General features: G+C 64.2%; 27 protein-coding genes. 7 read left to right on the forward strand and 20 right to left on the reverse strand.

All coding sequences use genetic code 11. The annotated features are described in order from the left end of the window. Positions 1-26: 26 nt before the first annotated feature. The 4 genes from HELO_RS13730 to phaR all read right to left on the reverse strand — a co-directional run bounded on the left by HELO_RS13730 (position 27) and on the right by phaR (position 3,209). On the reverse strand, positions 27-899 hold the full coding sequence (locus tag HELO_RS13730) for a phosphoribulokinase (protein ID WP_013333256.1): 873 nt from the start codon (positions 897-899) through the stop codon (positions 27-29). Next, on the reverse strand, positions 899-1,333 hold the full coding sequence (locus HELO_RS13735; RefSeq protein WP_013333257.1) for an acyl-CoA thioesterase: 435 nt from the start codon (positions 1,331-1,333) through the stop codon (positions 899-901). Before HELO_RS13735 ends, HELO_RS13730 begins: the two co-directional genes overlap by 1 nt. Positions 1,334-1,387: 54 nt before the next feature. Beyond that, the gene (purD, locus tag HELO_RS13740) at positions 1,388-2,677 is read right to left on the reverse strand and encodes a phosphoribosylamine--glycine ligase (RefSeq protein ID WP_013333258.1); all 1,290 of its coding nucleotides are present in this window, start codon (positions 2,675-2,677) and stop codon (positions 1,388-1,390) included. A gap of 73 nt (positions 2,678-2,750) precedes the next feature. Beyond that, entirely contained in the window at positions 2,751-3,209 is a 459-nt protein-coding gene (gene phaR / locus HELO_RS13745; protein WP_041602152.1) for a polyhydroxyalkanoate synthesis repressor PhaR, read from the reverse strand. A gap of 122 nt (positions 3,210-3,331) precedes the next feature. Here phaR and HELO_RS13750 point away from each other — a divergent pair, with 122 nt between their 5' ends. Next, positions 3,332-4,045, forward strand: a complete 714-nt coding sequence (locus tag HELO_RS13750; RefSeq protein ID WP_013333260.1) for a 16S rRNA (uracil(1498)-N(3))-methyltransferase — start codon at positions 3,332-3,334, stop codon at positions 4,043-4,045. Between the two features lie 18 nt (positions 4,046-4,063). Here HELO_RS13750 and rloA3 read toward each other — a convergent pair whose 3' ends face one another. The 9 genes from rloA3 to HELO_RS13795 form a co-directional block, all read right to left on the reverse strand. Continuing rightward, on the reverse strand, positions 4,064-4,609 hold the full coding sequence (gene rloA3, locus HELO_RS13755; protein WP_013333261.1) for a retropepsin-like aspartic peptidase RloA3: 546 nt from the start codon (positions 4,607-4,609) through the stop codon (positions 4,064-4,066). 45 nt (positions 4,610-4,654) lie between these two features. Next, positions 4,655-5,920 carry a lytic murein transglycosylase gene (locus HELO_RS13760; RefSeq protein ID WP_041602619.1) on the reverse strand — a complete coding sequence of 422 codons (1,266 nt, stop codon included), beginning with the start codon at positions 5,918-5,920 and terminating at the stop codon, positions 4,655-4,657. 80 nt (positions 5,921-6,000) lie between these two features. Continuing rightward, positions 6,001-6,402, reverse strand: coding sequence for a monovalent cation/H(+) antiporter subunit G (mnhG, locus tag HELO_RS13765; protein WP_013333263.1), 402 nt, complete (start codon positions 6,400-6,402; stop codon positions 6,001-6,003). Then, positions 6,395-6,664, reverse strand: coding sequence for a monovalent cation/H+ antiporter complex subunit F (locus tag HELO_RS13770; RefSeq protein ID WP_013333264.1), 270 nt, complete (start codon positions 6,662-6,664; stop codon positions 6,395-6,397). Before HELO_RS13770 ends, mnhG begins: the two co-directional genes overlap by 8 nt. A 15-nt stretch (positions 6,665-6,679) precedes the next feature. Further along, entirely contained in the window at positions 6,680-7,153 is a 474-nt protein-coding gene (locus tag HELO_RS13775; RefSeq protein ID WP_013333265.1) for a Na+/H+ antiporter subunit E, read from the reverse strand. Then, complete coding sequence (locus HELO_RS13780) at positions 7,150-8,667, reverse strand: Na+/H+ antiporter subunit D (protein ID WP_013333266.1); 1,518 nt, start codon at positions 8,665-8,667, stop codon at positions 7,150-7,152. The genes HELO_RS13775 and HELO_RS13780 overlap by 4 nt, the downstream gene beginning before the upstream one ends. Continuing rightward, positions 8,664-9,011 carry a Na+/H+ antiporter subunit C gene (locus tag HELO_RS13785; RefSeq protein WP_013333267.1) on the reverse strand — a complete coding sequence of 116 codons (348 nt, stop codon included), beginning with the start codon at positions 9,009-9,011 and terminating at the stop codon, positions 8,664-8,666. Before HELO_RS13785 ends, HELO_RS13780 begins: the two co-directional genes overlap by 4 nt. A 10-nt stretch (positions 9,012-9,021) precedes the next feature. Further along, positions 9,022-9,456, reverse strand: a complete 435-nt coding sequence (locus tag HELO_RS13790) for a Na+/H+ antiporter subunit B (RefSeq protein ID WP_013333268.1) — start codon at positions 9,454-9,456, stop codon at positions 9,022-9,024. Continuing rightward, positions 9,449-11,779, reverse strand: a complete 2,331-nt coding sequence (locus tag HELO_RS13795; protein WP_013333269.1) for a putative monovalent cation/H+ antiporter subunit A — start codon at positions 11,777-11,779, stop codon at positions 9,449-9,451. Before HELO_RS13795 ends, HELO_RS13790 begins: the two co-directional genes overlap by 8 nt. A gap of 235 nt (positions 11,780-12,014) precedes the next feature. Here HELO_RS13795 and HELO_RS13800 point away from each other — a divergent pair, with 235 nt between their 5' ends. Genes HELO_RS13800 through HELO_RS13825 form a run of 6 tightly spaced genes read left to right on the forward strand, consistent with a single transcriptional unit; the run spans position 12,015 to position 17,854 of the window. Continuing rightward, positions 12,015-14,831, forward strand: coding sequence for a monovalent cation/H+ antiporter subunit A (locus tag HELO_RS13800; RefSeq protein WP_013333270.1), 2,817 nt, complete (start codon positions 12,015-12,017; stop codon positions 14,829-14,831). Then, on the forward strand, positions 14,831-15,178 hold the full coding sequence (locus HELO_RS13805) for a Na+/H+ antiporter subunit C (protein WP_013333271.1): 348 nt from the start codon (positions 14,831-14,833) through the stop codon (positions 15,176-15,178). Before HELO_RS13800 ends, HELO_RS13805 begins: the two co-directional genes overlap by 1 nt. Further along, positions 15,175-16,686, forward strand: a complete 1,512-nt coding sequence (locus HELO_RS13810) for a monovalent cation/H+ antiporter subunit D (protein WP_013333272.1) — start codon at positions 15,175-15,177, stop codon at positions 16,684-16,686. Before HELO_RS13805 ends, HELO_RS13810 begins: the two co-directional genes overlap by 4 nt. Continuing rightward, positions 16,683-17,180 (forward strand): Na+/H+ antiporter subunit E, encoded by a 498-nt coding sequence (locus HELO_RS13815; protein WP_013333273.1) that lies wholly within the window; start codon positions 16,683-16,685, stop codon positions 17,178-17,180. Before HELO_RS13810 ends, HELO_RS13815 begins: the two co-directional genes overlap by 4 nt. Further along, the gene (locus HELO_RS13820) at positions 17,174-17,443 is read left to right on the forward strand and encodes a K+/H+ antiporter subunit F (protein ID WP_013333274.1); all 270 of its coding nucleotides are present in this window, start codon (positions 17,174-17,176) and stop codon (positions 17,441-17,443) included. Before HELO_RS13815 ends, HELO_RS13820 begins: the two co-directional genes overlap by 7 nt. A 15-nt stretch (positions 17,444-17,458) precedes the next feature. Continuing rightward, entirely contained in the window at positions 17,459-17,854 is a 396-nt protein-coding gene (locus tag HELO_RS13825; RefSeq protein WP_013333275.1) for a Na+/H+ antiporter subunit G, read from the forward strand. Positions 17,855-17,881: 27 nt separating this feature from the next. On the opposite strand, the gene hemH is transcribed toward HELO_RS13825, so the two are convergent. The 7 genes from hemH to rpsR form a co-directional block, all read right to left on the reverse strand. After that, positions 17,882-18,937 (reverse strand): ferrochelatase, encoded by a 1,056-nt coding sequence (gene hemH, locus HELO_RS13830; protein WP_013333276.1) that lies wholly within the window; start codon positions 18,935-18,937, stop codon positions 17,882-17,884. A 340-nt stretch (positions 18,938-19,277) separates the two neighbouring features. Continuing rightward, positions 19,278-19,580 carry a DUF6482 family protein gene (locus HELO_RS13835; RefSeq protein WP_041602153.1) on the reverse strand — a complete coding sequence of 101 codons (303 nt, stop codon included), beginning with the start codon at positions 19,578-19,580 and terminating at the stop codon, positions 19,278-19,280. A 118-nt stretch (positions 19,581-19,698) separates the two neighbouring features. Next, complete coding sequence (locus HELO_RS13840) at positions 19,699-19,992, reverse strand: hypothetical protein (RefSeq protein WP_013333277.1); 294 nt, start codon at positions 19,990-19,992, stop codon at positions 19,699-19,701. Between the two features lie 70 nt (positions 19,993-20,062). After that, a complete protein-coding gene (gene dnaB, locus HELO_RS13845; RefSeq protein ID WP_013333278.1) occupies positions 20,063-21,451 on the reverse strand; it encodes a replicative DNA helicase in 1,389 nt (462 codons plus the stop codon). A 167-nt stretch (positions 21,452-21,618) separates the two neighbouring features. Next, positions 21,619-22,065: a 50S ribosomal protein L9 gene (rplI, locus tag HELO_RS13850; protein ID WP_013333279.1), complete on the reverse strand. Its 447-nt coding sequence runs from the start codon at positions 22,063-22,065 to the stop codon at positions 21,619-21,621. A 15-nt stretch (positions 22,066-22,080) separates the two neighbouring features. Next, positions 22,081-22,932, reverse strand: coding sequence for a hypothetical protein (locus tag HELO_RS13855; RefSeq protein ID WP_013333280.1), 852 nt, complete (start codon positions 22,930-22,932; stop codon positions 22,081-22,083). Between the two features lie 12 nt (positions 22,933-22,944). Then, positions 22,945-23,172 (reverse strand): 30S ribosomal protein S18, encoded by a 228-nt coding sequence (gene rpsR / locus HELO_RS13860; protein WP_013333281.1) that lies wholly within the window; start codon positions 23,170-23,172, stop codon positions 22,945-22,947. Positions 23,173-23,178 lie beyond the last annotated feature (6 nt).

Here is a 23,178-nt window from a genome sequence, read left to right on the forward strand (position 1 = left end):
TACCCGGCTCCGGTCTTCGACGCCGCTCAGCGAAAACGCCGCTGAGCCAGCAGGTGTCGCACCAGAGGAGCCAGGATCAGCTCCATGGCCAGCGACAGGCGCGACCCGGGCACCACCAGGGTGTGGGGGCGGCTCATGAAGGAGTCCTGGATCATCGCCAACAGATACGGGAAGTCCACCGTGGCGGGGTCGCGGAAGCGGATCACCACGAAGGACTCGGCATCCGTGGGGATGTCCTGCACCTCGAAGGGGTTGGAGGTATCCACCGTGGGCACGCGCTGGAAATTGATATGGGTCCGCGAGAACTGGGGCAGGATGTAACGCACATAGTCGTCCATGCGACCCAGAATGGTGTCGATCACCGCTTCCTGGGTGTAACCCCGCGCCTGGATGTCGCGATCGATCTTCTGGATCCACTCCAGGTTCATGGTCGGCGCCACGCCCACCAGCAGGTCGACATGCCGGGCGATGTCATGCTCGGCAGTGACCAGGCCACCGTGCAGCCCTTCGTAGAACAGCAGGTCAGTGCCCGAGGGCAGTGACTGCCATTCGGTGAAGGTGCCGACCTGATAGCCGGCCTCGATCATCGACTTGTCCTCGGCATGGATGTAATGCCGATAGGTGCCGACGCCGTTTTCGCCATACTCCAGGAACAGTTCCTCGAGCTTGTCGAGCAGATTGGCTTCCACCGCGAAATGCGAGAGTTCGTCCTTGCGCTCGGGCTCCTCGCGGAACATGCGCGCCAGTTCCTGGCGGGTATAGCGATGAAAGGCATCGCCGTCGACGAAGGCCGCATGCACGTCCTCGCGGGCGAACATGCGCTCGAAGGTGCGTTTCACGGTGGTCGTACCCGCCCCGGACGAGCCGGTGACGGCGATGATCGGATACTCCCGGGACATCAGTCATTCCCCATCAGACGGTCTGCCAGGGTAGCGGGTACCGGCGCTGGGCGTCCCGTATCGGGATCAATCAGCATCAGGTTAAGACGCGCGGTTGCCACGCTGCGGGCATCCGACTCACGGCGCAGGCGATGATAGACCGCGATAGCCTTGCGCGATGGGGCCGGAATGGCGGTATCGACCACCAGGGAATCCGGCCAGCGTGACTCGGTCTGATACTGCACCGCCAGATCCGCCACCACGCAGAGATAGCCCTCCATGTCACCCTCGGAAAGCCCCAGACTGGCCAGGGCTTGAACGCGCGCCTCGTGCATCAACGACACCGCAGCGTCATGACCGAGGTGACGTCCGTAATTCATGTCGGTGATACGCACCGACATGGGATGGCGATGGCGAATGTCCGCTTCGGGAAATTCGAGCCTGACGCGCTCCATGTTGCGGCCTCCTGGATGTTCTCGCGAACGGAATGTCACGCGTGACGCAAAATCTCAGCCGTCGTCGCGGCCGATGGCGCGATGAGCGATGTCGCGACGATAGGCGGCGTCGGGCCAGTCGATCTCAGCCACGCCCCGGTAGGCCAGGTCCCTGGCCGCCGACACTCCTTCGCCCAAGGCCGTCACACAGAGTACCCGACCGCCGGCGGTGACCACCTCGTTGCCCTCGCCAAACCGAGTACCAGCATGGAAGACCTTGCAGCCGGTGGCTTCGGCAGCCTCGAGGCCGGTGATGACATCGCCCTTGCGATAGTCGTCGGGATAACCGCCGGCGGCCATCACCACCCCCACGGCATCGCGCTCATCCCAGTCGCAGGCGAGCCCTTCGAGTTCTCCCCGGGCACCGGCCAGGCACAGCTCGGCGAGATCCGAGGTCAGGCGCATCATGATCGGCTGGGTCTCGGGGTCGCCGAAACGACAGTTGTACTCGATCACCTTGGGATTGCCTTCGGCGTCGATCATCAGGCCCGCATAGAGAAAGCCGGTATAGGGGTGGCCTTCCTCGGCCATGCCCTGCACCGTGGGCTCGATGACACGGGCCATGATCCGCTCATGGATCTCCCGGGTGACCACCGGCGCCGGCGAATAGGCGCCCATGCCGCCGGTGTTGGGTCCGGCATCGCCATCGAGGGCACGCTTGTGATCCTGGCTGGTGGCCATGGGCAGCACCGTCCGGCCATCGACCATGACGATGAAGCTGGCCTCTTCGCCTTCGAGGAACTCCTCGATCACCACGCGGGCCCCGGCATCACCGAAGGCGTTGTCCTCGAGCATGTCGCGAATCGCCGCCTCGGCCTCGGCCTCGGTCATGGCCACGATGACGCCCTTGCCGGCGGCCAGGCCATCGGCCTTGATGACGATCGGCGCGCCCTTTTCGGCGAGATAGTCGAGCGCCGGCTCCACCGCAACGAAGGTGCGATACTCGGCGGAAGGAATCGCATGGCGCGACAGGAAGTCCTTGGTGAAGGCCTTGGAACCCTCGAGCTGAGCCGCCCCGGCGGTGGGACCGAAGATCGCCAGGCCGGCTTCGCGGAACCGGTCCACCACGCCATCGACCAGCGGAGCCTCGGGCCCGACGATCGTCAACTCGATGCCCTCGTCACGCGCGAAGGCCACCAACCCTTCCAGGTCGTCGACACCGATCGCCACATTCTCGAGCCCCGGCTCGCGGGCGGTGCCGGCATTGCCCGGAGCCACATGGACGGTCTCGACCCGGGGCGACTGGGCGACCTTCCAGGCCAGGGCGTGTTCGCGGCCACCGCCGCCGATGATCAGAACCTTCATCCGCTGCTCTACCTCAATACCTCGGGGAAACATCGCGGCATTATGTCAGAAACTCGCCTCGACCGCCGCCCGGTCACGACTTGTCGTCGTCATCCTGCCCATGGCGACCGCTGCCTCCGAGGTTCTGCTGCCAGAAGCGCAGGTTCTCCTCGGCCAGTTCGCGCATCAGTTCCATGGGAGTGTGCCGCATGGCCTGCTGCCACTGGTCCTGCATGTGCTTCTGCTGCTCCATCATCAGACGCGTCCCCTGCTCCAGGTAACGTGCCAGGGGCAGCGGCTTGGCCATGTCGTAGACGCGGATGAACTGAGCCAGCAGGTCGTTGGAAAAGACTTCGGCCTCGCCATCGGCCTGTTCCTGCTCGATGATGATCGACAGCAGGATCGTACGCGTCAGATCCTCGCCGGACTTGGCGTCCTCGACCCGGAAGGGCACCTCATCGAGCACTAGGTTGCGCAGGTCCTCGAGAGTCACATAACGGCTCTGTTCGGTATCATAGAGCCGACGATTGGCATACTTGCGTATCACGCGCACGGCGCTGCTCCTTGTCATTGTTGACTGGGCGATCGCCCTTCATTCGAGTATTGTGCACCGCGCCACCTGCCATGCAAGGCACCCGCCGCCCCTTTCATTGCCACAAGGTACCACGAGACACCATGAACCTGATCCTGCTCTCGCCCGAGGACCTCGAGAATGGATGCCTGGCCCGGGTCCGCGACCCGCGCCGCCTGGCGCATCTCAGGGACGTGCATCGGGCGCGCGCCGGCGACACCCTGACACTGGGCGTCGAAAACGGCCTGCTGGGGCGCGGTACCCTGCTCGAGTACCGCGACGACGAAGCCCTGTTCGACATCAGCGGCCTCGTGGAAACGCCTCCGCCGGCGCTACCGGTTCATCTGGTCCTCGCCCTGCCTCGTCCGCGCATGCTGGCGCGCAGCCTCGAACACGCCACGGCCCTGGGCGTGAAAGCCCTGACCCTGCTCAATACCCGCCGGGTGGAAAAGAGTTACTGGCAATCGCCGGAGCTCGGCGCGGAAAAGATCCGCCGACATCTCGTGCTGGGCCTGGAACAGGCCCGGGACACGCAAATGCCGGAGGTGACCCTGGCCAAGGGCTTTCGCCCCTTCGTCGAGGATCGGCTGCCCAAGCTGCTGGCGAGCAGTCGCGGGCTGGTGGCCCACCCCGGCATGCCGGAGGCCTGCCCACGCGGCGTCGACGAACCGGTTACCCTGGTGATCGGCCCCGAAGGCGGTTTCATCCCCTGGGAAGTCGACAAGCTGCTCGAGGCAGGCTGCCGGGGCATTCACCTGGGGCCACGCATCCTGCGGGTGGAGACCGCCGTCACCGCCCTGCTGGCGCGCCTCGCCTGAGGCTCTCCAGCACACTCATCAGCCTTCGGCATCAAAAGACTTCAACGGCGAATCGGCGTCACAATCCGGCTTGGTGGTAAAGGTCTCGCGTACGTCCAGCACGCCGAGATGGCCGATCGAGCGACGTCCCAGCAGCATCGGATAGTTCATTTCCCCACGGTCGCGCAGGCTGAACTGCTCCTCGTAGCGCGTGTCACCGACACAGACCTCGAGCACCACCACCGGCCGCTCATCCCGACCGCCTGCGCCACGTACCGCCAGGTCACGGTAAAGCGGCCGCTCCAGGGTCTTGGAGAAAGACTCGCCGTTGGCCTCGTCCTCGAGATCGAGCCGGAAGCGCACCCACTCCTCGCCATCCTTCTCGAAGACCTCGATGTCACGGGCATCCATCGACGAAGTCAGGGCACCGCTGTCCAGCTTGGCCTTGATCTCCACATCCCAGGGCTCGAGCGTGACCTTCTCCACCCAACCGAGAGCCCGATCCGCATCGGCCTCATCGGCTGCCAGCGCCCAGGATGGCAGCAACACCAGGGTCAACAACAAAGGACGCAGAATGGCATGCATGAGAGTCGTTCCTTGTATCGTTCGTACCAGTGATCCGGTGCTTCCCTAACGGCGCAACCGTTCCAGCAACGCCTTGGTCGCAAAACCGTCGGGCGTCACGCCGATCTCGCGCTGGAAGGCACGCAGACCACGACGGGTATTCGGACCCAGAATACCGTCGGGCGTTCCCACGTCGAAGCCCCGGGCATCGAGGAGCTGCTGCATTTCCCGCACCTCACTGCGCTTCAGGGCCGGCTGTTCGCGAGGCCACTCGCCCTGAATGCCGGCACGCCCCGCAATGGCATCGCTCAGCGTGGCCACTGCCAGCGCGTAACTGGTGGCATTGTTGTAACGCAGGATGACCCGGAAATTGTGGCCGACCAGAAAGACCGGGCCCTGGGCGCCGGCCGGCGCAATCACCGAGGCGGAAGCGAAATCGGGCAGCGCATGGCCATCCCGTGAACGCACACCGGCTGCCGCCCACTCGGCGGAGGAACGCCGGATGTCGGGCTCGGTCAGGGTATAGTCGAAGCCTTGCGGCAGGCTGACCTCGGTCCCCCAGGGTTCGCCTTCCCGCCAGCCGGCCTCGTCGAGATAGTTCGCGGTGGATGCCAGCACATCGGCAATGCTGTTCCAGATATCCCGACGCCCGTCGCCATCGCCGTCCACGGCATGGGCCAGAAAGCTCGAGGGGATGAACTGGGTATGCCCCATGGCGCCGGCCCAGGAGCCTTTCATGCGCTCCGGGGAGATATCGCCGGCCTCGATGATGCGCAGCGCAGCGAGCAACTCGCCTCGGGCAAAGTCGCGGCGGCGGCCGTCATAGGCCAGCGTGGCCAACGCTTCCAGGGTCGAGAAATCACCGAGATAGTCGCCGTAGCTGCTCTCGATGCCCCAGATGGCCACCAGCACCTCGCCGGGTACTCCGTATCGCTCGGTCATCTGCCGGACCGTATCGCGGTATTCGGCCAGGCGTTCGCGCCCCTTCTTGACTCGCGACGCCGACACGGCGCTGTCGAGATATTCCCAGATCGGCCGCACGAACTCCGGCTGGGAGCCGTCCAGCTCGATGACTCGAGGCCGGTAGCGCAGCCCGTCGAGGGCCCGCGCGAGGGTCGCCTCGTCGATGCCCTCGCCACGAGCCTGGCGGCGAAAGTTTGCCAGCCAGGTCTCGAAGTCGGCTTCCTGCGCTTCGGAAACGGGAGCTTCAGCGGTCGGCGCGGCGCTTTCCGCCGTCGCGGGGGATTCGGCCCGGGCATCCCGGGACTGGGCGCTCTGGCATCCGACCAGGGCAGCGCACAGGACGGCGAGAGGGAGCAGCTTGAATGTCATGGCATCGCATTCCTTGGCGGTGTCGGCCCCGATCATCGCTTACAACGACGTCGGACGCCAGCCCATCGCCTCGGCTCTCATCATTCTTCACGGCCGCGCTCATCGGCCTTGTCGCCCTGCTCGCTTTCCAGCCCGCTGTCCAGGCGGTGGCTCAACGGATCGTAATGCGGCTTGAGTTCATCCTTCACGGTGCCGTCCCACAGGCGGGCACCGACGAAATAGCCGGCGCGGCCGATGATATGCGCCGCCACCGGCGCAGTCATCATGATGAACAGGATGATCCCGAAGGCCCGGGCCACCACCGCCTCTTCGGCGAAATGGACGGCCACCCCCAGCATGGTCAGGGAAACGCCCAGGGTGGCCGCCTTGGTCGTGGCGTGCATGCGCGTCAGCAAGTCGGGCAAGCGCACTATGCCCAGAGCCGCCAGACACATGAAGACCGCCCCCATCAGGGCCAATCCTGCGACGAGCCATTCAGTCATCACGACGTCCTCCGCGTTCGAGGAAACGCGCGAAACCGATCGTCGCCATGAACCCCATCAACGCCACGACGATGGCCACATCCAGCAGCAGGGCCTCATCGGCGGCAATCGCCACGACCCCGATGATGCCGACGAGAATCGAGGAAAACAGCTCCATGGCCACCACCCGGTCGGGCAGGCTGGGGCCGCGAAACAGACGAATGAAGGTCAGGCAAAGCGCCAGCGCCATCACCGCCAGACTGATCAGGATCACGGTCGACATGCATGTCCCCCTTAACTACCGGAAAAGCGCCAAGGCTCGACGTTCCAGCTCAGCCAGGCTACGCCTGAGCGCCGGCTCGTCATCGAGAAACATGGCATGGATATACAGCACCCGCCGGTCATCGGATACATCCAGGCTCAGGGTTCCCGGCGTCAACGAGATCAGGTTGGCCACGAAAGCGATCTCGATCTCCGTCCGCGCCTCCAGAGGCATGGCGATGACCCCCGGTTTCATGTACCAGGGCGGCGTGACGATGTCGTAGGACACCTTCCAGTTGGCCAACACCAGTTCCTTGAGGAAGAAACCGACGAAACGCACCAGGCGAGGCAGTCGCTGGGCATAGCCCGCCAGTGCCGGCACCTGGGGCTGAATCAGCGCCAGCACCAGATAGCCGAAGACCAGTCCCGCCAACAGGTTGCCGCCGCTGAAGTCCCCGGTCAGCACGACCCAGGCCAGCCCCAGCAGCAGATGCCAGGCCGCTCCGATCATCGCTCTCCTCCTCCGGCATTGCCGAGTACGGCCTCGATGTAGCGCTCAGGCGCCAGCAACTGGCCGGCCGAAGCTTCGGCCAGGGAATACAAAGGCCCGGCATTGAGCCCGATGAACAGGGTACAGAGCGCCAGCCCCGCCACCGGCGTCAGCATCAGCCAGAGTTCGCCTCGCCTGGGAGTCGGGGGCGCAGTGTCAGCATCCTCGCGGGGGTCGGCCTTCCAGAACACTTCAGCCCACAGCTTGATCATCGAGTACAGCGTCAACAATCCCACCAGCAAGGCGATGAAGGTAACCCCATAGGCACCCGCCTCGAGCCCGGCACGAATCACGATGAACTTGGCGAAGAAGCCCGACAAGGGCGGCATTCCGGCCAGCGACAGGGCCGAGATCAGAAACAGTACCGCCAACCACGGGTGCCGGCGATACAGCCCCCCCAGAGCCTCGAGCCGATAGCTGCCTTGCAGCCGATGCACGATGCCGCTGACCAGAAACAGATTGGCCTTCACGATGATGTGGTGTGCGATGTAGAAGACCCCACCGATGATCGCCAGAGGCGTGAACAGCGCCAGCCCCAGGATCATGTAACCGATCTGGCTGACGATGTGGAACGACAGGATGCGCCGGAACTCGAACTGCGCCGCGGCCCCCAGTACGCCGGAGAGCATGGTCAATGCAGCGCCCCACAGCAGGATTTCATGGGTATAACCCGGGTTGTGGTAAAAGATCAGCGTGAAGACACGATAGAGCGCATAGACACCCACCTTGGTGAGCAGACCGGCAAACAGGGCCGATACCGCCACCGGAGGCGTGTGGTAGGAAGCCGGCAGCCAGAAGAACAGCGGAAACGCCGCCGCCTTGATGCCGAAGGCGACCAGAAACATCATCGCCAGCGCATCGACCATGCTGTTGTCGTCCAGATGCGCCAGACGCTGGGCGATGTCGGCCATGTTGAGGGTGCCGACCATGCTGTACAGCAGGCCGATCGTCACCAGGAAGATCACCGATGACACCAGGTTGAGCGTGACGTACTTGATCGCCCCCTCCATCTGCGGCTTCTCGCTGCCCAGGATGAGCAGCGCAAAGGACGCCACCAGCATCACCTCGAACCACACATAGAGGTTGAAGATATCGCCGGTGAGGAAGGCCCCCGCCACCCCGGCCAGCAGCAGGTGCATCAGAGGAAAATAGCCGAAGGCCTCGTGGCCGCGCCCGGTGGTGGCCAGCGAGTACAACGCCACCGCGAAACCGATGATTCCGGTCAGCACCACCATGATGGCGCCCAGCAGGTCGGCCACCAGGCTGATGCCGAAGGGCGCTACCCAGCCGCCCATCTGCATCACCTGGATACCGTCGCGATTTACCGAGACCAGCAACCCGATACTGGTGATCAGCAAGGCGGCGGTACCCAGCACGGCGATGAGGCGCTGCATGGCCCGGGAGCGCCAGAAAACCAGCGATACGGCCCCGGCCAGCAGGGGAATCAGGATGGGCAGTGCGATCTGAGGATTCACGTATCGGTATCCTTCATCCGGTCGAGGTCATCGGCACGCACGACTTCCCAGGCCCTGCGCACCAGCACTACGGCGAAGGACAGCACGCCAAAGGCAATGACGATGGCGGTGAGCACCAGGGCCTGCGGCAATGGGTCGGCCACCGCCCCCGGCGGGGTCGACAGCCCCTCGGGTATCAGTGGCGGCACTCCACGCACCATGCCCGCCATGGAGAAGATCAACAGGTTGGCGGCATTGGAAAGCAGCATCAGGCCGATCACCAGCTTGACGATGGAACGGCGCAGCATCATGTAGATCGCCGCGGCGAAGAGCACCCCGATCGCGACTGCCATCAACGATTCCATAGCTCTCTCCTCAGTCTTGCGACTCGTCGGCGTCCGTATCGACCAGGGCGGTGATCGCCGTCAGTACCGAACCGACGACCGCCAGATAGACCCCGATATCGAAGATCAGCGGCGTGGACACCTTGATGCCGATCACCGGCAACGTCCACCACTGGGCGGTGAAGAAGGGCTCTCCGGCCCACCAGGCTGGCAGGGTCGAGAGCACACCGAGCAGCAGTCCCATGGCGACCATATCGCGAGGGGACACCTTGAGCATCTCGCTCAGGGCACCGCGCCCATAGGCGAAGAAATAGAGCGTGAAGGCACCGGAGGCCACCAGACCGGCGATGAAACCACCGCCCGGTTCGTCGTGGCCACGCAACAGCAGAAACACGGAGAACAACAGTTGCAGGGGCAGCAACAGGCGCGCCGCTACACTGAGAATCAGGGTGCCCGATCTAACCATGGTCTTCTCCCCTTCCACTCAGGCCGTGGCGGGCATCATGCTCGGCGGCATGAAAGCGCAGCATCGCATGCACGCCGATCGCGGCCAGCGCCAGCACGAACATTTCACCCAGCGTATCGAGCGCCCGGAAGTCCACCAGAATGACGTTGACGATGTTGTGGCCATGCCCCAGCGGCTGGCTGTTGGCCACCATGTACTCGGAGATACGCGGCAACTGCTCCTCATTCAGCACCGACAGCATCAGCAGCGTCATCAGCGTGCCGAAGCTGCCCGCCACCACCAGATCGCGCCAACGCTCTTTCGGCGTGGACAGTGTTGCGAAGCGCGGTAGGCGGAAGAGCACCAGCACCAGCAGAACCACGGTCAGGGTCTCCACCAGCAATTGCGTGATCGCCAGGTCCGGGGCGCTGAACAGCACAAAGATCAGGGCAATGGAGAACCCCATGATGCCGACTGCGGCCACGGCGGCCAGTCGCGAACGCATTACGCAGGCCGCCAGCGCGCCGGCGATCATCAGCCCCGCCACGACCACCTCGTGGAAGTAGGCATCGACCGAGAAACCGATCTCCAGGGGGTGGCGAACGAGCAGCGCATGGCCCACCAGGCCCAGCAGCACCAGCAGCGTCATGACCAGATAATTGCGCACATAGCCATTCTGGAGGAGCCGGGTCTGCCACTCGGCGAAGCGCACCATGCCGGCCATCAGCATCTCATAGCCATGCTCGGGGCCGCGGTGAATGAGCGGATCGAACTTAGCCAGCCGCCCCCGGATGCCGTCCCAGTGGCGGAAGACCAGCGTCCCCAGCAGCAGGCTCGCCACCGAGAGCAAAAGCGGCAGATTGATGCCATGCCATAGCGCCAGGTGCACGTCCGGCTCGACGACACCCAGGCCGCTCACGGTGGTCGCCACCAGGGAATCGAGCATGCCGGGCGCCAGGCCGAACAACAGGGAGAGCGCGGCCAGCAAGGCCGGGCCGACGAGCATGCCGGCAGGGGATTCATGAGGCGCTCTGGGCGTATCGCGCCTCGGCCCGAAGAACGGCCTCAGCGTCACGATGGCCGCCACCGCGAGCGTCAAGAAGGCGCCGGTGAAGGCCAGCAGCAGGATCAAGCCGCCGAAATGATCGGCCGCCAGGACCGATGTCAGCATCAATTCCTTGCCGATGAACCCCAGCAGCGGAGGCAGGCCGGCCAGCGACAGCGACGCCACGCAGGCCACCACTGCGGTTCTCGGCATCACGCGCCGCAAGCCGCCCATGGCGGTGACATCCTTGGTACCGGTCTCGTGATCGAGAATGCCGGCCACCATGAACAAGGCGCCCTTGTACAGCGAGTGGGCCAGCAGGAAGGTCACGAAGGCGATCAAGGCGCCTTCGGTGCCGATCCCCAGCAGCATGGTCAGGGTGCCCAGCGCCATCACCGTGGAGTAGGCGAGGAGTTTCTTGATGTTGGTGTTGCGGATGGCCAGGAAGGCACCGGTCAGCATGGTCACCGCCCCCACCAGTGAAAGCGTCACTTCCCAGGACTCGGTCCCCCCCAGGGCCGGGTGCAGGCGCGCCAGCAGATAGACACCTGCCTTGACCATGGTGGCGGAGTGCAGATAGGCCGAGACCGGCGTGGGCGCGGCCATGGCATTGGGCAGCCAGAAATGGAAGGGAAACTGGGCCGATTTGGTGAAGGCGCCGATCAAGACGCAGATCAGCAAGGGCGTGTAGAGAGCGTGCCCGGTGAGCTGTTCGCCGCGCTCGTTGAGCACCGCCAGCGACCAGCTATCGCCAGCCTGGGCCAGCATGACGAAGCCCGCCAACAGTGCCAGCCCGCCCCCGACGGTGACGAAGAGTCCCTGCTGCGCCGACTTGCGGGCCGCGGGATCGGTATGCTGAAAGCCAATCAGCAGATAGGAGGTAATGCTGGTGAGTTCCCAGAAGACGAACAACGCCACCAGGTTATCGGCCAGCACCAGGCCCAGCATCGACATCATGAAGGCGGTGATCACCACCAGAAAACGCGGCAGGTCACGCTCGCCTTTCAGGTACTCACCCGTATAGACCAGCACCAGCGCCCCGATCACGGTGATCAGCATGGCGAACAGCCAGGCAAGGCCGTCGATCAGAAAGGTCAGGGTGATATCCAGCCCCGGCACCCAGGCCCACTCCAGCAGGAGCGGCTCGCCATCGGCGAGAGACGGCCACAGACTCGCCAGCCACACGGCGAAAGCCGCCGGCAGCATGGCCATCAGCAAGGGGGTCCTGTCCCCGAGCCAGCGGTGGAGCAACGGCGCCACCCCTGCTGCAACAAAACCTGCCAGTACCGCCAGTTGCATGCTGCCCTCCATAGCCGACCGGCTCGTTTCACAGGCCAAGCTCGACTCTAGAGTGGTTCATGGTCATAAGACAAGAGAGGGGGCGAGACGCGTCCATTTTGCGTTAGAGTAGGCGGCGAATGCCATTGATGGGCCTGTTCACCCAGGGACGGACGCGCAGCCCTGCGCTTGTCGTCGATCGTTCCCTCGGGGACAGAACCCTTGGCCTCACGCAAACGCGCAGGATGACCGATCGATGACATTGCTCTGGATAGCGCTGCTTCCCCTTCTCGGCGTGCTGGTACCGGCGTTCGGTGCACGTCTCAAGCGCCCGGCCTGCTCGCTGATAACGGCGCTGCTGCCGGCCGTGGCCCTGTTGCTGACCCTGGCACAGATTCCCGCGCTCGCCGATGGCGAGACACTGCGTTTCGCTGTCGACTGGGTACCTGCATTGGGGATGGAATTCGCCTTCAGGCTGGATGGCCTGTCGGTGCTCTTCAACCTGCTGATCCTGGGCATTGGCCTGCTGATCCTGCTCTATGCCCATTACTACCTGGCGCCAGAGGAACCCTACGGGCGCTTCTATGCTTATCTGATCCTGTTCATGGCCTCCATGGTCGGCATCGCCATGGCCGACAACCTGCTGCTGCTGTGGATGTTCTGGGAGCTCACCAGTCTGTCGTCCTTCCTGCTGATCGGCTTCTGGTCGCACCGCAGCGATGCCCGCAAGGGCGCACGCATGGCACTGGCGGTCACCGGCGCCGGTGGCCTGGCCCTGCTGGCCGGGCTGCTGCTGCTCGGCGACATGGTCGGCAGCTTCGACATGAACCGGGTACTGGCCAGTGGCGACATCATCCTGGCCGATGACCGCTACCCACTGGCTCTGGGCCTGATACTGCTCGGTGCCTTCGCCAAGTCGGCCCAGTTCCCCTTCCACTTCTGGCTGCCCCATGCCATGGCCGCGCCCACGCCGGTCTCGGCCTATCTGCACTCCGCCACCATGGTCAAGGCGGGAATCCTGTTGATGGCCCGCCTCCACCCGGCCATCGCCGGCAGCGAGCTCTGGACCCTGGTGGTCACCCTGGTCGGCATGACGACGCTGGTCTACGGCGCCTGGTTCGCGCTATTGAAGACCGATCTCAAGGGTATCCTGGCCTTTTCCACGGTCAGTCACCTGGGCCTGATCACCGCCCTGCTGGGCATCGGCACGCCCATGGCGGTACTGGCCGCGCTGTTCCACATTCTCAATCACGCCACCTTCAAGGCGGCGCTGTTCATGAGTTCGGGGATCATCGATCACGAGGCCGGCACCCGGGAACTGTCACGCCTCGGCGGTCTGCGCCGGGCCATGCCGGTCACCGCCCTGCTGACCTCGATCCTCGCGGCGGCCATGGCCGGGGTTCCCTTGCTCAACGGCTTCATCTCCAAGGAGATGTTCTTCACCAGCTCCACCGAAGCCAGCATGCTCGGTGGGATCAGCTGGTTACTGCCGGTGCTGGCCACGCTGGGCGGCATCCTCTCGGTGGCCTACTCGCTGCGCCTGGTGTATGCGGTCTTCTTCAAGCCCGCCCGTGAGGCACCGCCCAAGTCACCTCACGAGCCGCCTCGCCTGATGCGGGCGCCAGTCGAACTGCTGGCGGTACTCTGCATCCTGGTGGGGGTGCTGCCCTCGCCGCTGGCCGGCGGTTTGCTCGACCTGGCCACCCGGGCGGTGCTCGGCGAACCCATGGAGTTCCACCTGGCCATCTGGCACGGCGTCAACCTGCCACTGCTGATGAGCGTGATCGCCCTGGTCGCCGGCGTCGGCACCTATCTGGGGCATCGTTACCTGCGGCGCTTCCACAAGGGCTTCAAGCCGGTGGATGCGCGCCAGGTGTTCGAAGGCTCGGTCCAGTACGTCGGCCGCCATGCCGAGACACTGCTCGGGCGCTTCGACAACGCCTCTCTACAGCGCTACATGAGCCTGCTGCTGTGTACCGCACTGGTACTGGCCGGTCTGGGGCTGTTCATGATGCCGGACCTGGCCGGGGACCAGCCCACCGGCGAGGTCGACGGCGTGCTGCTGACCGGTGCCATTCTGCTGATGTTCAGCGGCATTGCCACGGTCGCCACCCATCGCTATCGCCTGATATCGCTGCTGATGCTGTCGATGGTGGGGCTGCTGGTCTCGCTGACCTTCGCCCGTTTCTCCGCTCCCGACCTGGCCCTGACCCAGCTCTCGGTGGAAGTGGTGACCATGATCCTGCTGATGCTGGCACTGTTCTTCCTGCCCCAGAAGACGCCGCGGGAATCCTCGATGCCGCGCAATCTGCGCGATGGCGTGCTGGCCTCCCTGCTGGGCACGGTCATCGCCAGCCTCAATTACGCCGTCCTGACCCGCGACAACGCCAGCATATCCGGCTTTTTCATCGACAACAGCGTGCCCGGCGGCGGCGGCCATAACGTGGTCAACGTCATCCTGGTCGACTTCCGCGGCTTCGATACCCTGGGCGAGATCACCGTACTGGCCATCGCCGGCCTGGCCATCCTGAAGCTGCTCAACCGCCTGCGCCTGTTCATGCCGCACAGCGATTCCGAGGGCCGGCTCTGGTCACCGGATCGTTATCCGATGATCCTGACCACCATCTCCCAGGCCTTGCTGCCCCTGGCCCTGCTGGTCTCGGTATTCATCTTCCTGCGCGGCCACAACCTGCCCGGCGGCGGCTTCATCGCCGGCCTGATCACCGCCGTGGCGCTGATCCTGCTCTACATGGCCCGAGGCGTGGAGTGGGCCCAGGCGCGTCTCGACTTCCAGTACCAGCCCGTCGCCATCACCGGGGTCGGCCTGGCCACCCTGACCGGCGTCGGCAGTTGGCTGTTCGGCCAACCCTTCCTGACGTCGTCATTCGGACACTTCCATCTGCCGGTGATCGGCGATTTCGAACTGGCCACCGCCATGATCTTCGATCTCGGTGTCTACCTGGCCGTGGTCGGCGCCACGCTGATGATCCTGGCCAACCTCGGCAAGCTGACCACACCCCACCGACCGACCAAGGACAGCGGCACCGCTGCCCCCAGCGAGGAGACGAGTTGATGGAAAGCCTCTATGCCATCACCACCGGCGTGCTCAGCGCCTGTGGCCTCTATCTGACACTACGGGGCAGGACCTTCCCCGTAGTGGTCGGTCTGACCCTGTTGTCCTATGCGGTCAACCTCTTCCTGTTCTCCATGGGCGGACTGACCACCGACGGCGCTGCCGTCGTCAACGGCGAAGGCAGCTATGCCGATCCGCTCCCCCAGGCCCTGGTGCTGACCGCCATCGTCATCGGCTTCGCCATGACTGCCTTCGCGGTCATCCTGGCCATGCGCGCCCGGGGCGACATGGGCAATGATCATGTCGATGGCCGCAAGCATGAGGATCGAGAGGAGACGCGTCGGTGATACAGCATCTGATCGTCCTGCCCATCGTCCTGCCGCTCATCGTGGGCATCGTGCTGCTGCGCTCGCGCTTCGGCAGCTCGCGTTTCAAGCGTATCGCGAGCGTCATCGCCACCCTGGCACTCGCCGCCATCTCACTGGCCTTGCTGCTGCGTGCCGCCGATGGCGAGATCGCCTACTACGCCCTCGGCGGCTGGCAGCCTCCCTTCGGCATCGTGCTGGTGCTCGACCGGCTCTCGGCCCTGATGGTGATGCTCACCTCGGTGTTGGCGATCGGTTGCGTGATCTTCGCCTGTGGAGGGGACGACGAGAAGGGCAGCAATTTCCACGGGCTCTTCCAGCTCCAGTTGATGGGCATCAACGGCGCCTTCCTGACCGGCGACCTGTTCAACCTCTTCGTCTTCTTCGAGGTGCTGCTGCTGGCCTCCTATGCCCTGCTGCTGCACGGCGGCGGCAAGTCGCGCATCCAGTCGGCCGTGCATTACGTGGTGCTCAACCTGGCCGGCTCGGCGCTGTTCCTGATCGCCGTGGGCGTGCTCTATGGCGCCACCGGTACCCTCAACATGGCCGACATGGCAGCACGTCTGGGCGAGTTGCCCGCCGAACGCAGCGGACTGGTCACCGCCGGCGCCCTGCTGCTGCTGGTGGTATTCGGCCTGAAGGCCGCCATCCTGCCACTCTACTTCTGGCTGCCGCGCGCCTATGCCGCCGCACCGGCACCGGTGGCGGCGCTGTTCGCCATCATGACCAAGGTCGGTGTCTATGCCATCCTGCGGGTCTACTCACTGATCTTCGGCCAGCAGGCCGGCGAGCTCGCCTCCCTCGAGCAACCCTGGGTATGGTGGCTGGCACTCGCCACCCTGGTCGCTGCCACCATCGGCGTGCTGGCGGCCCGTGACCTGCGCCTGCTGGTCGCCTATCTCGTCCTGGTATCCGCCGGCACCCTGCTCGCCGGGGTCGGCATGGACACGCCCGAGGCCACCGCCTCGCTGCTCTATTACCTGGTGCATACCACCCTGGTGACCGGCGGTCTCTTCCTGCTGGCAGACATGATCGGCCAGCAGCGCGGCAAGGCCGGCACCCGCATCGTCAAGGGCCGCCCCCTGGTCCAGGGCGGGGCCCTGGCAGGGCTGTTCTTCCTCGGTGCCTCCGCCGTGGCCGGCCTGCCCCCGCTGTCCGGCGCCATCGGCAAGGCACTGTTGATGCATGCCGCCGATGCCGGGCAACGCCCCTGGCTCTGGCCCATCCTGCTGATCAGTGGCCTGTGCGCCATCATCGCCCTTTCCCGGGCGGGATCGACGCTGTTCTGGCGCAGCAACGAAGGTGAACCGGGCGGAGACAGGCTCCCGCGCCAACAATGGATAGGCGTGACCCTGCTGCTCGCCACCTCACCACTGCTGGTGGCCCTGGCCGGACCGGTCAGCGACTACACCCGGGCCACCGCCGACCAGCTGGCCAACCCCGATGCTCTGGTGAGCGCATTATTGCCCGACAACGGAGGCGCCCCATGATCAAGCCGAGACGCTGGCTCCCCATTCCCCTGTTGTCGTTGCTGCTGCTGGTGGTCTGGCTGCTGATGGTGCGCAGCCTGTCGCCGGGCCATATCCTGCTGGGCAGTGCCCTGGCGGTGGCCATCCCGCTGTACACCTACCGCTTCTGGGACGTCCAGCCGAGCGTTCGTCGTCCTGGCCTGCTGCTGCGCTTCGTGCTCCGCGTGCTGGGCGATATCATCATCGCCAACTTCCATGTCGCCTGGTTGATCATCAACCCCTGGCGACGCACGCGCCCGCACTTCGTGGAATATCCGCTGATGCTGCAGGAGCGCTTCACCATTACCCTGCTGGCCAACACCATCAGCCTCACGCCGGGGACGGTCTCGGCCAACCTGCGCATGGATGGCAAGACCCTGCTGATCCACGCGCTGGACGTGGATGATGACGAAGCGCTCATCGAACAGATCCGCGAGCGCTACGAGCGACCGCTCAAGGAGATCTACGAATGCTAGACATCGCGCTGAAGATCAGCCTGGCCCTGGTGCTGGTCGCCATTCTGCTCAACACCTATCGCCTGTCGGTCGGCCCCGACATGCCGGACCGCATCCTGGCGCTGGACACCATGTACGTGAACTCCATTGCACTGATCGTGCTGATGGGGCTGTGGCTCAATACCAAGACGTACTTCGAGGCCGCATTGCTGATCGCCATGCTCGGTTTCATCAGTACCGTGGCCGTGTGCAAGTATCTGTTGCGCGGCGACATCATCGAATAGCGGGAGCAAGCCACCATGTCGATCTATGTGATCCTAGAAGGCGTGATTTCATTCTTTCTGATCGCCGGCGGCGCCTTCATCTTCATCGGCTCGCTGGGCATGACCCACCTGCGGGACTTCTACATGCGCCTGCATGGCCCGACCAAGGCCACCACCATGGGCATCGGCTGCATCCTGGTGGCCTCGATGCTGTACTTCGGCATCATCGACAACTATCCCGTGGTCCAGGAATTGCTGATCACCCTGTTCCTGTTCATCACCGCGCCCGTCAGCGCTCACCTGCTGGCCAAGACGGGCCTGCACCAGCAGCTCAAGCATGTGGACAAGACCCAGGGCCAACCGGCCGAGTTGCGGGACGAGGAAGTCGGGAAGAAGCCGGTGCCGCACCATCCCGATGCCGGACACGACTAGCGAACTAGCGGGGCATGCACTGCCGGCTCAGAGCCAGCCGGCAAGCTCCCGTTCGACGATGGCCGTCAGCGCCTGGATATGGTCATCGCGCGCATTGAGGCACGGCACATAGGTGAAGGTCTCGCCACCGGCATCGAGAAAGGCGCCGCGAATTTCCTCTTCGATCTCCTCCAGGGTCTCCACGCAGTCGGCGGAGAAGGCCGGTGACACCACGGCAATGTGCCGGATACCCTGCCGGGCCAGCTCGGCGACATGCTCCACGGTGGCGGGCCCGACCCACTCCTCGGGCCCGAACTTCGACTGGAAGGTAGTGACGATGGCATCGTCATCCAGCCCCAGTTGTTCCTGCAACAGCCTCGTGGTCTTGCGGCAATGGCAGTAGTAGGGGTCGCCTTCTTCGAGAAAGCGCTTGGGGACGCCATGGTAGGAGGCCACCAGTACCTCGGGACGGGTCGTGGCGGCAGCATAGGCTTCACGCACCGAGGCGCTCAGGGCCTCGAGGTAGGCCGGATGCTCGAAATAGGCCGGCACGGTCCGGATCGCCGGCTGCCACTTGAGCTTCATCAGGGTCCGGAAGGCCTGGTCATTGGCCGTTGCGGTCGTCGGCGAGCCGTACTGCGGGTACAGCGGAAAGAACAGGATTCGCTCACAGCCATTGGCCTGCAAGCGTTTCAGCACGCTCTCGGTCGACGGATTGCCGTAGCGCATGCAGAACGCCACTTCGACCCGCTCCCCATAGACACGCTCGAGTTCCACGGCGAGCTTGTCGGTCTGCTCGCGGGTAATGGTCAGCAAGGGACTTTCGTCCCGTTCCCGGTTCCAGATACCACGATAGGCCTTGCCAGAGGCAAAGGGACGGCGGCTGAGGATCACCAGTTGCAGCAGCGGCTGCCACAACCAGGGCGAATAGTCGACGACACGACGATCGGAGAGAAATTCACTCAGATAGCGCCGCACCGACCAGTAGTCGGTCGCGTCCGGGGTTCCGAGATTGGCCAGTACCACACCGACCTTGCCGCCTACCGGCTCGGGATGCCCGTCAGGCACCTGATGCAGGGGCGCCATTTCCTCGGAAGCTGCCATGTCGAAGTCTCCTGTTGCGGGCCATGGGCGGACCACAAGGATACCATCGGCGCCTCGAGCGGCGGAATAGAGTTATACTATCAAACCAATTTGTACAAGATTTGACCAAGAAAAAGTCCTGCCCGGCAATCCCGATCCAGTTCTCCGACGGCAGTACAACAGCGGGGTCCGTCGCGGCCCATGTACCGGCGGCCCGACGGTCATTGCGTCCATTCGAGCTGGACGTCCATTCATGCGGGAAATGGCGGGAGAGAAAATATCGGCTCGTCAGGGTCGGAGCCGAATGTAGTGGTCAGGAAATCAGAATGGGCGGGATGATACGGATGGTTGCCGGGTCGGCTCAGAAGGCCAGCGGCATGCGTGCGTTCAATGGATCGCGATATCGGGCCCGGTGGCCGATCATCTCGTCCTCGGGTGCCTGTTCCACCAGGTAGGCGCGATGAATGTCGGCGCGCTTGAGTTCCAGATAGACATCGTCCAGCGTCCGGAACAGCACCGGCTTGCCGGCACGGGTCAGCATGTGGCGCTGCCCTTCCACGTCTTCGAGTTCCACCTGGTAGAAACGGTTGCCCGCATGACCGATCACGCGGATTTCGAAATTGTCGTGCCGGGCCACGAAGGCCTTGAGGTCGTTGAGGTCCATGAGTCCCTCCATCAGGGAGTCGGCTTGAGTGGATCGGCTCCAGACTGAGGATGTCGCATGACATCCGGATGACCGATCCGTGTCGCCTGTGTGACTGATGGCGGGCTCAGGGGTTCCGCTACTGGTACTCCGAGGGATCGATGGCCTTGCCCAGAGAATTGCGGTCGACCCAATTGCCGGCCTTGGTCTCCTTGTAGCGCAGCACCACCCGGTCGCCGACCGCGACGGGCAGTTCGGCATCCTCGGTCTGATAGCTGTAGTGCTCGCCATCCACGACCAGTTGATAACGATACAGATCGGGCATGCCCAGCCATTCCTTGAATGGCCCTTCCCGTTCCACCGATTGCAGTTCGCCACGCGCCTCGAGCTTCGGGGCGCGGCGACGGTTGCCGCGTCGGAATCCGCCTGCCATGGTGCTCCTCCAGTATGCTGTTGGGGGGTCGGATTATACGGGGCTCGCCCGCCGGCTCAAGCGTCGCGACTCATTCGCCGAAATCGCCTCCATAGCTGTCGGGTGCGAGATCCTCGAAGCGTGTGTACTTGCCGATGAAGGCCATGTGCACCGTACCGATGGGACCATTACGCTGCTTGCCGATGATGAATTCCGCCAGCCCCTGATTGTCCGGGTTATCCGGATTGTAGACCTCATCGCGGTAAACGAAACCGATGATATCGGCATCCTGCTCGATGGCGCCCGACTCGCGCAGGTCCGACATCACCGGACGTTTGTTGGGCCGCTGCTCCAGGGAGCGGTTGAGCTGGGAGAGACACACCACCGGACAACCGAATTCCTTGGCCAGGCCCTTCATCGAGCGCGATATCTCCGAGATCTCGCCGGTGCGATTCTCGGAGTAGCCGGGAATCTGCATCAACTGCAGGTAGTCGATCATGATCAACGACAGGTTGCCGTGCTCGCGCACCACCCGCCGGATGCGCGAGCGCATCTCGTTGGGTGACAAAGCCGCCGTGTCGTCGATGAACAGCTTCTTGTCCTTGAGCAGGTTCACCGCCGAGGTGAGCCGTGGCCAGTCCTCGTCCTCCAGCTGGCCGGTACGCACCCGTGTCTGGTCGATGCGTCCGAGGGACGACAGCATCCTCAGCATCAATGCCTCCGCGGGCATCTCCATGGAGAACACCATCACCGGCTGGTCGCTGGAAATCACCGCATGCTCGACCAGGTTCATGGCGAAGGTGGTCTTGCCCATCGAGGGTCGTCCGGCAATGATCACCAGGTCGGACGGCTGCAGGCCGGACGTCATGTCGTCGAGATCACGGAAGCCGGTGGACAGACCGGTCATCTCGCCCTGCATGTTGAACAGCTCGTCGATACGGTCCACGGCCTTGGCCAGCAGATCGCTCATGCCGATGGGACCACCGGACTTGGGCCTTTCCTCGCTGATCTGGAAGACCAGTCGCTCGGCCTCGTTGACGAGCTCGTCGGCAGGACGCCCCTGAGGCGCGAAGGCACTTTCCGCCACCTGATTGGCGGCGCGGATCAGCTTGCGCAGGGTGGCCCGCTCGCGAACGATATCGGCATAGGCGCGGATATTGCTCGCCGAAGGCGTATTGCGCGCCAGCTCCGCCAGATAGGCCAGGCCGCCCACGGTATCAAGCTGGTCGCGACCTTCCAGCGCCTCCGACAGCGTCACCACGTCCATGGGACGAGCTTCCTCGGCAAGCTGGCCCATGACGTTGAAGATCAGGCGATGTTCGTAACGGTAGAAATCATCCGCCACCAGCCGATCGGCGACATTGTCCCAGGCGGCGTTATCGAGCATCAGGCCGCCGAGCACCGACTGTTCGGCCTCCAGCGAATGAGGCGGCACCTTGAGCGCCGCGGTTTCCTTGTCGAGCTCGAGGGATTCATTCATGACAGCGAGGGCCCTTGGCGAAATCGGCGCCACCATTCTACCCGAAGGGGATAGATGACCCCACGCCCGGGAGGTGACACGCAAACGATCAACAAACGATCAAAAAAAGGGGCGCGAGGATAGCCCTCGCGCCCCCTGGACATCCACGTGGACGTCGCCGGTCGGGCTTACTCGCCCACGACCACGATGCGCACAGTGGCGTCGACTTCGGCATGCAGGTGCAGTTCGATGTCGTATTCGCCGGTCTGGCGAATCGGTCCCTGCGGCATGCGAACTTCGCTCTTGGCCACTTCGATGCCGGCAGAGGAGATCGCCTCGGCCAGATCCCGCGGACCAATGGAACCGAACAGCTTGCCTTCGTCACCGCTCTTGGCGACCAGCGACAGTTCGATGTCGTTGAGCTGTTCGGCGCGGGCCTCGGCCTCGGCCTTGCGCTCGGCCGCTTCGGCCTCGAGCTCGGCGCGCTGGGCTTCGAACGCTGCGATGTTGTCCTTGGTGGCCGGCACGGCAAGGCCGTAGGGCACCAGGTAGTTGCGGCCATAACCGGGCTTGACGTTGACCTGGTCACCCAGGCCGCCCAGCTTGCCAATCTTGTCGAGCAGAATGACTTCCATCTCGTTAACCTCTTGTCAGTTGCCGCGGCCGAGTCGCGCACGGAAATTCGCGAACGAATCCAGCAGGGCCACGAGCAGCACGATGAGAATCATGGGCCAGGTGAAGATCAGCAGCACATAGAAGATGCCCAACCACAGCCCATGCATTCCCTTCAATCCAATAAAACCGTGTACCAACGCGATACCGGCCACCAGCAGCGGAACCCAGACCAGCATGCCCAGCCCGGGCAGGTTGAGCACCACGCCGACTACGCCGACCACGAGCAGCACCAGCAACTCGCGCGGCGCCAGCCGCAGAGCGTGAAACTCCTCGCGAAAGCCGCCAGGGTTGTAGAGCCCGGCCTGCCAGGCCCTGGCCAGCGCCAGACACCCCACTGACACCAGCAGCACCACCAGGCCGGTGACACCGCCGATCAGCAGATTGGCGAGTCGGCTGGTATCCACGCCCTGGCTGGCCATGTCGTCGAGCATCGCCGAGATCTCCGGCGCGCCCTGGCGCAATTGCTCCAGCAAGGGCTCGACGCCGCCAGGAGGCAGGAAGATCCCCGACTGAATCATCAGCGCCCCTCCCAGGGCTCCGACGATCAGAGCCTCGCTCCAGCGCATCCGGGAGCGCAGCACCACCGCCATGAGCGTCACCAGCAGGACGCTGGACAGGGGAATCACGTCCCCCTGGCTCCACCACCATCCCGCCGGCAAGGCGGCGGCGACGATCACCGGCAGAGCCGACGACAGCCCCCTGCGCAGCGTGACCAGTGCCGCAATGGCGGCCCCAAGCCAGAACAGCCAGGGCACCAGAGTGCCGACGGCTGCCCCGATCATTGCCTGGGGCAGGCCCTGCATCAGCCATCGAGCGACAGGCAGCATCGGGTCGGCAGCTTACTGGTGGCTATCGGTGTAAGGCAGCAGAGCCAGGTAGCGTGCCCGCTTGATGGCGGTGGACAGCTGACGCTGGTAGCGAGCCTTGGTACCGGTGATACGGCTGGGAACGATCTTGCCGGTCTCGGTGACGTAGGCCTTGAGCGTGTCCAGATCCTTGTAATCGATCTGCTTCACGCCTTCAGCGGTGAAACGGCAGAACTTGCGGCGACGGAAAAAGCGTGCCATGTGAAG

This window comes from Halomonas elongata DSM 2581, from assembly GCF_000196875.2.
Classification (GTDB): Bacteria; Pseudomonadota; Gammaproteobacteria; order Pseudomonadales; family Halomonadaceae; genus Halomonas; species Halomonas elongata.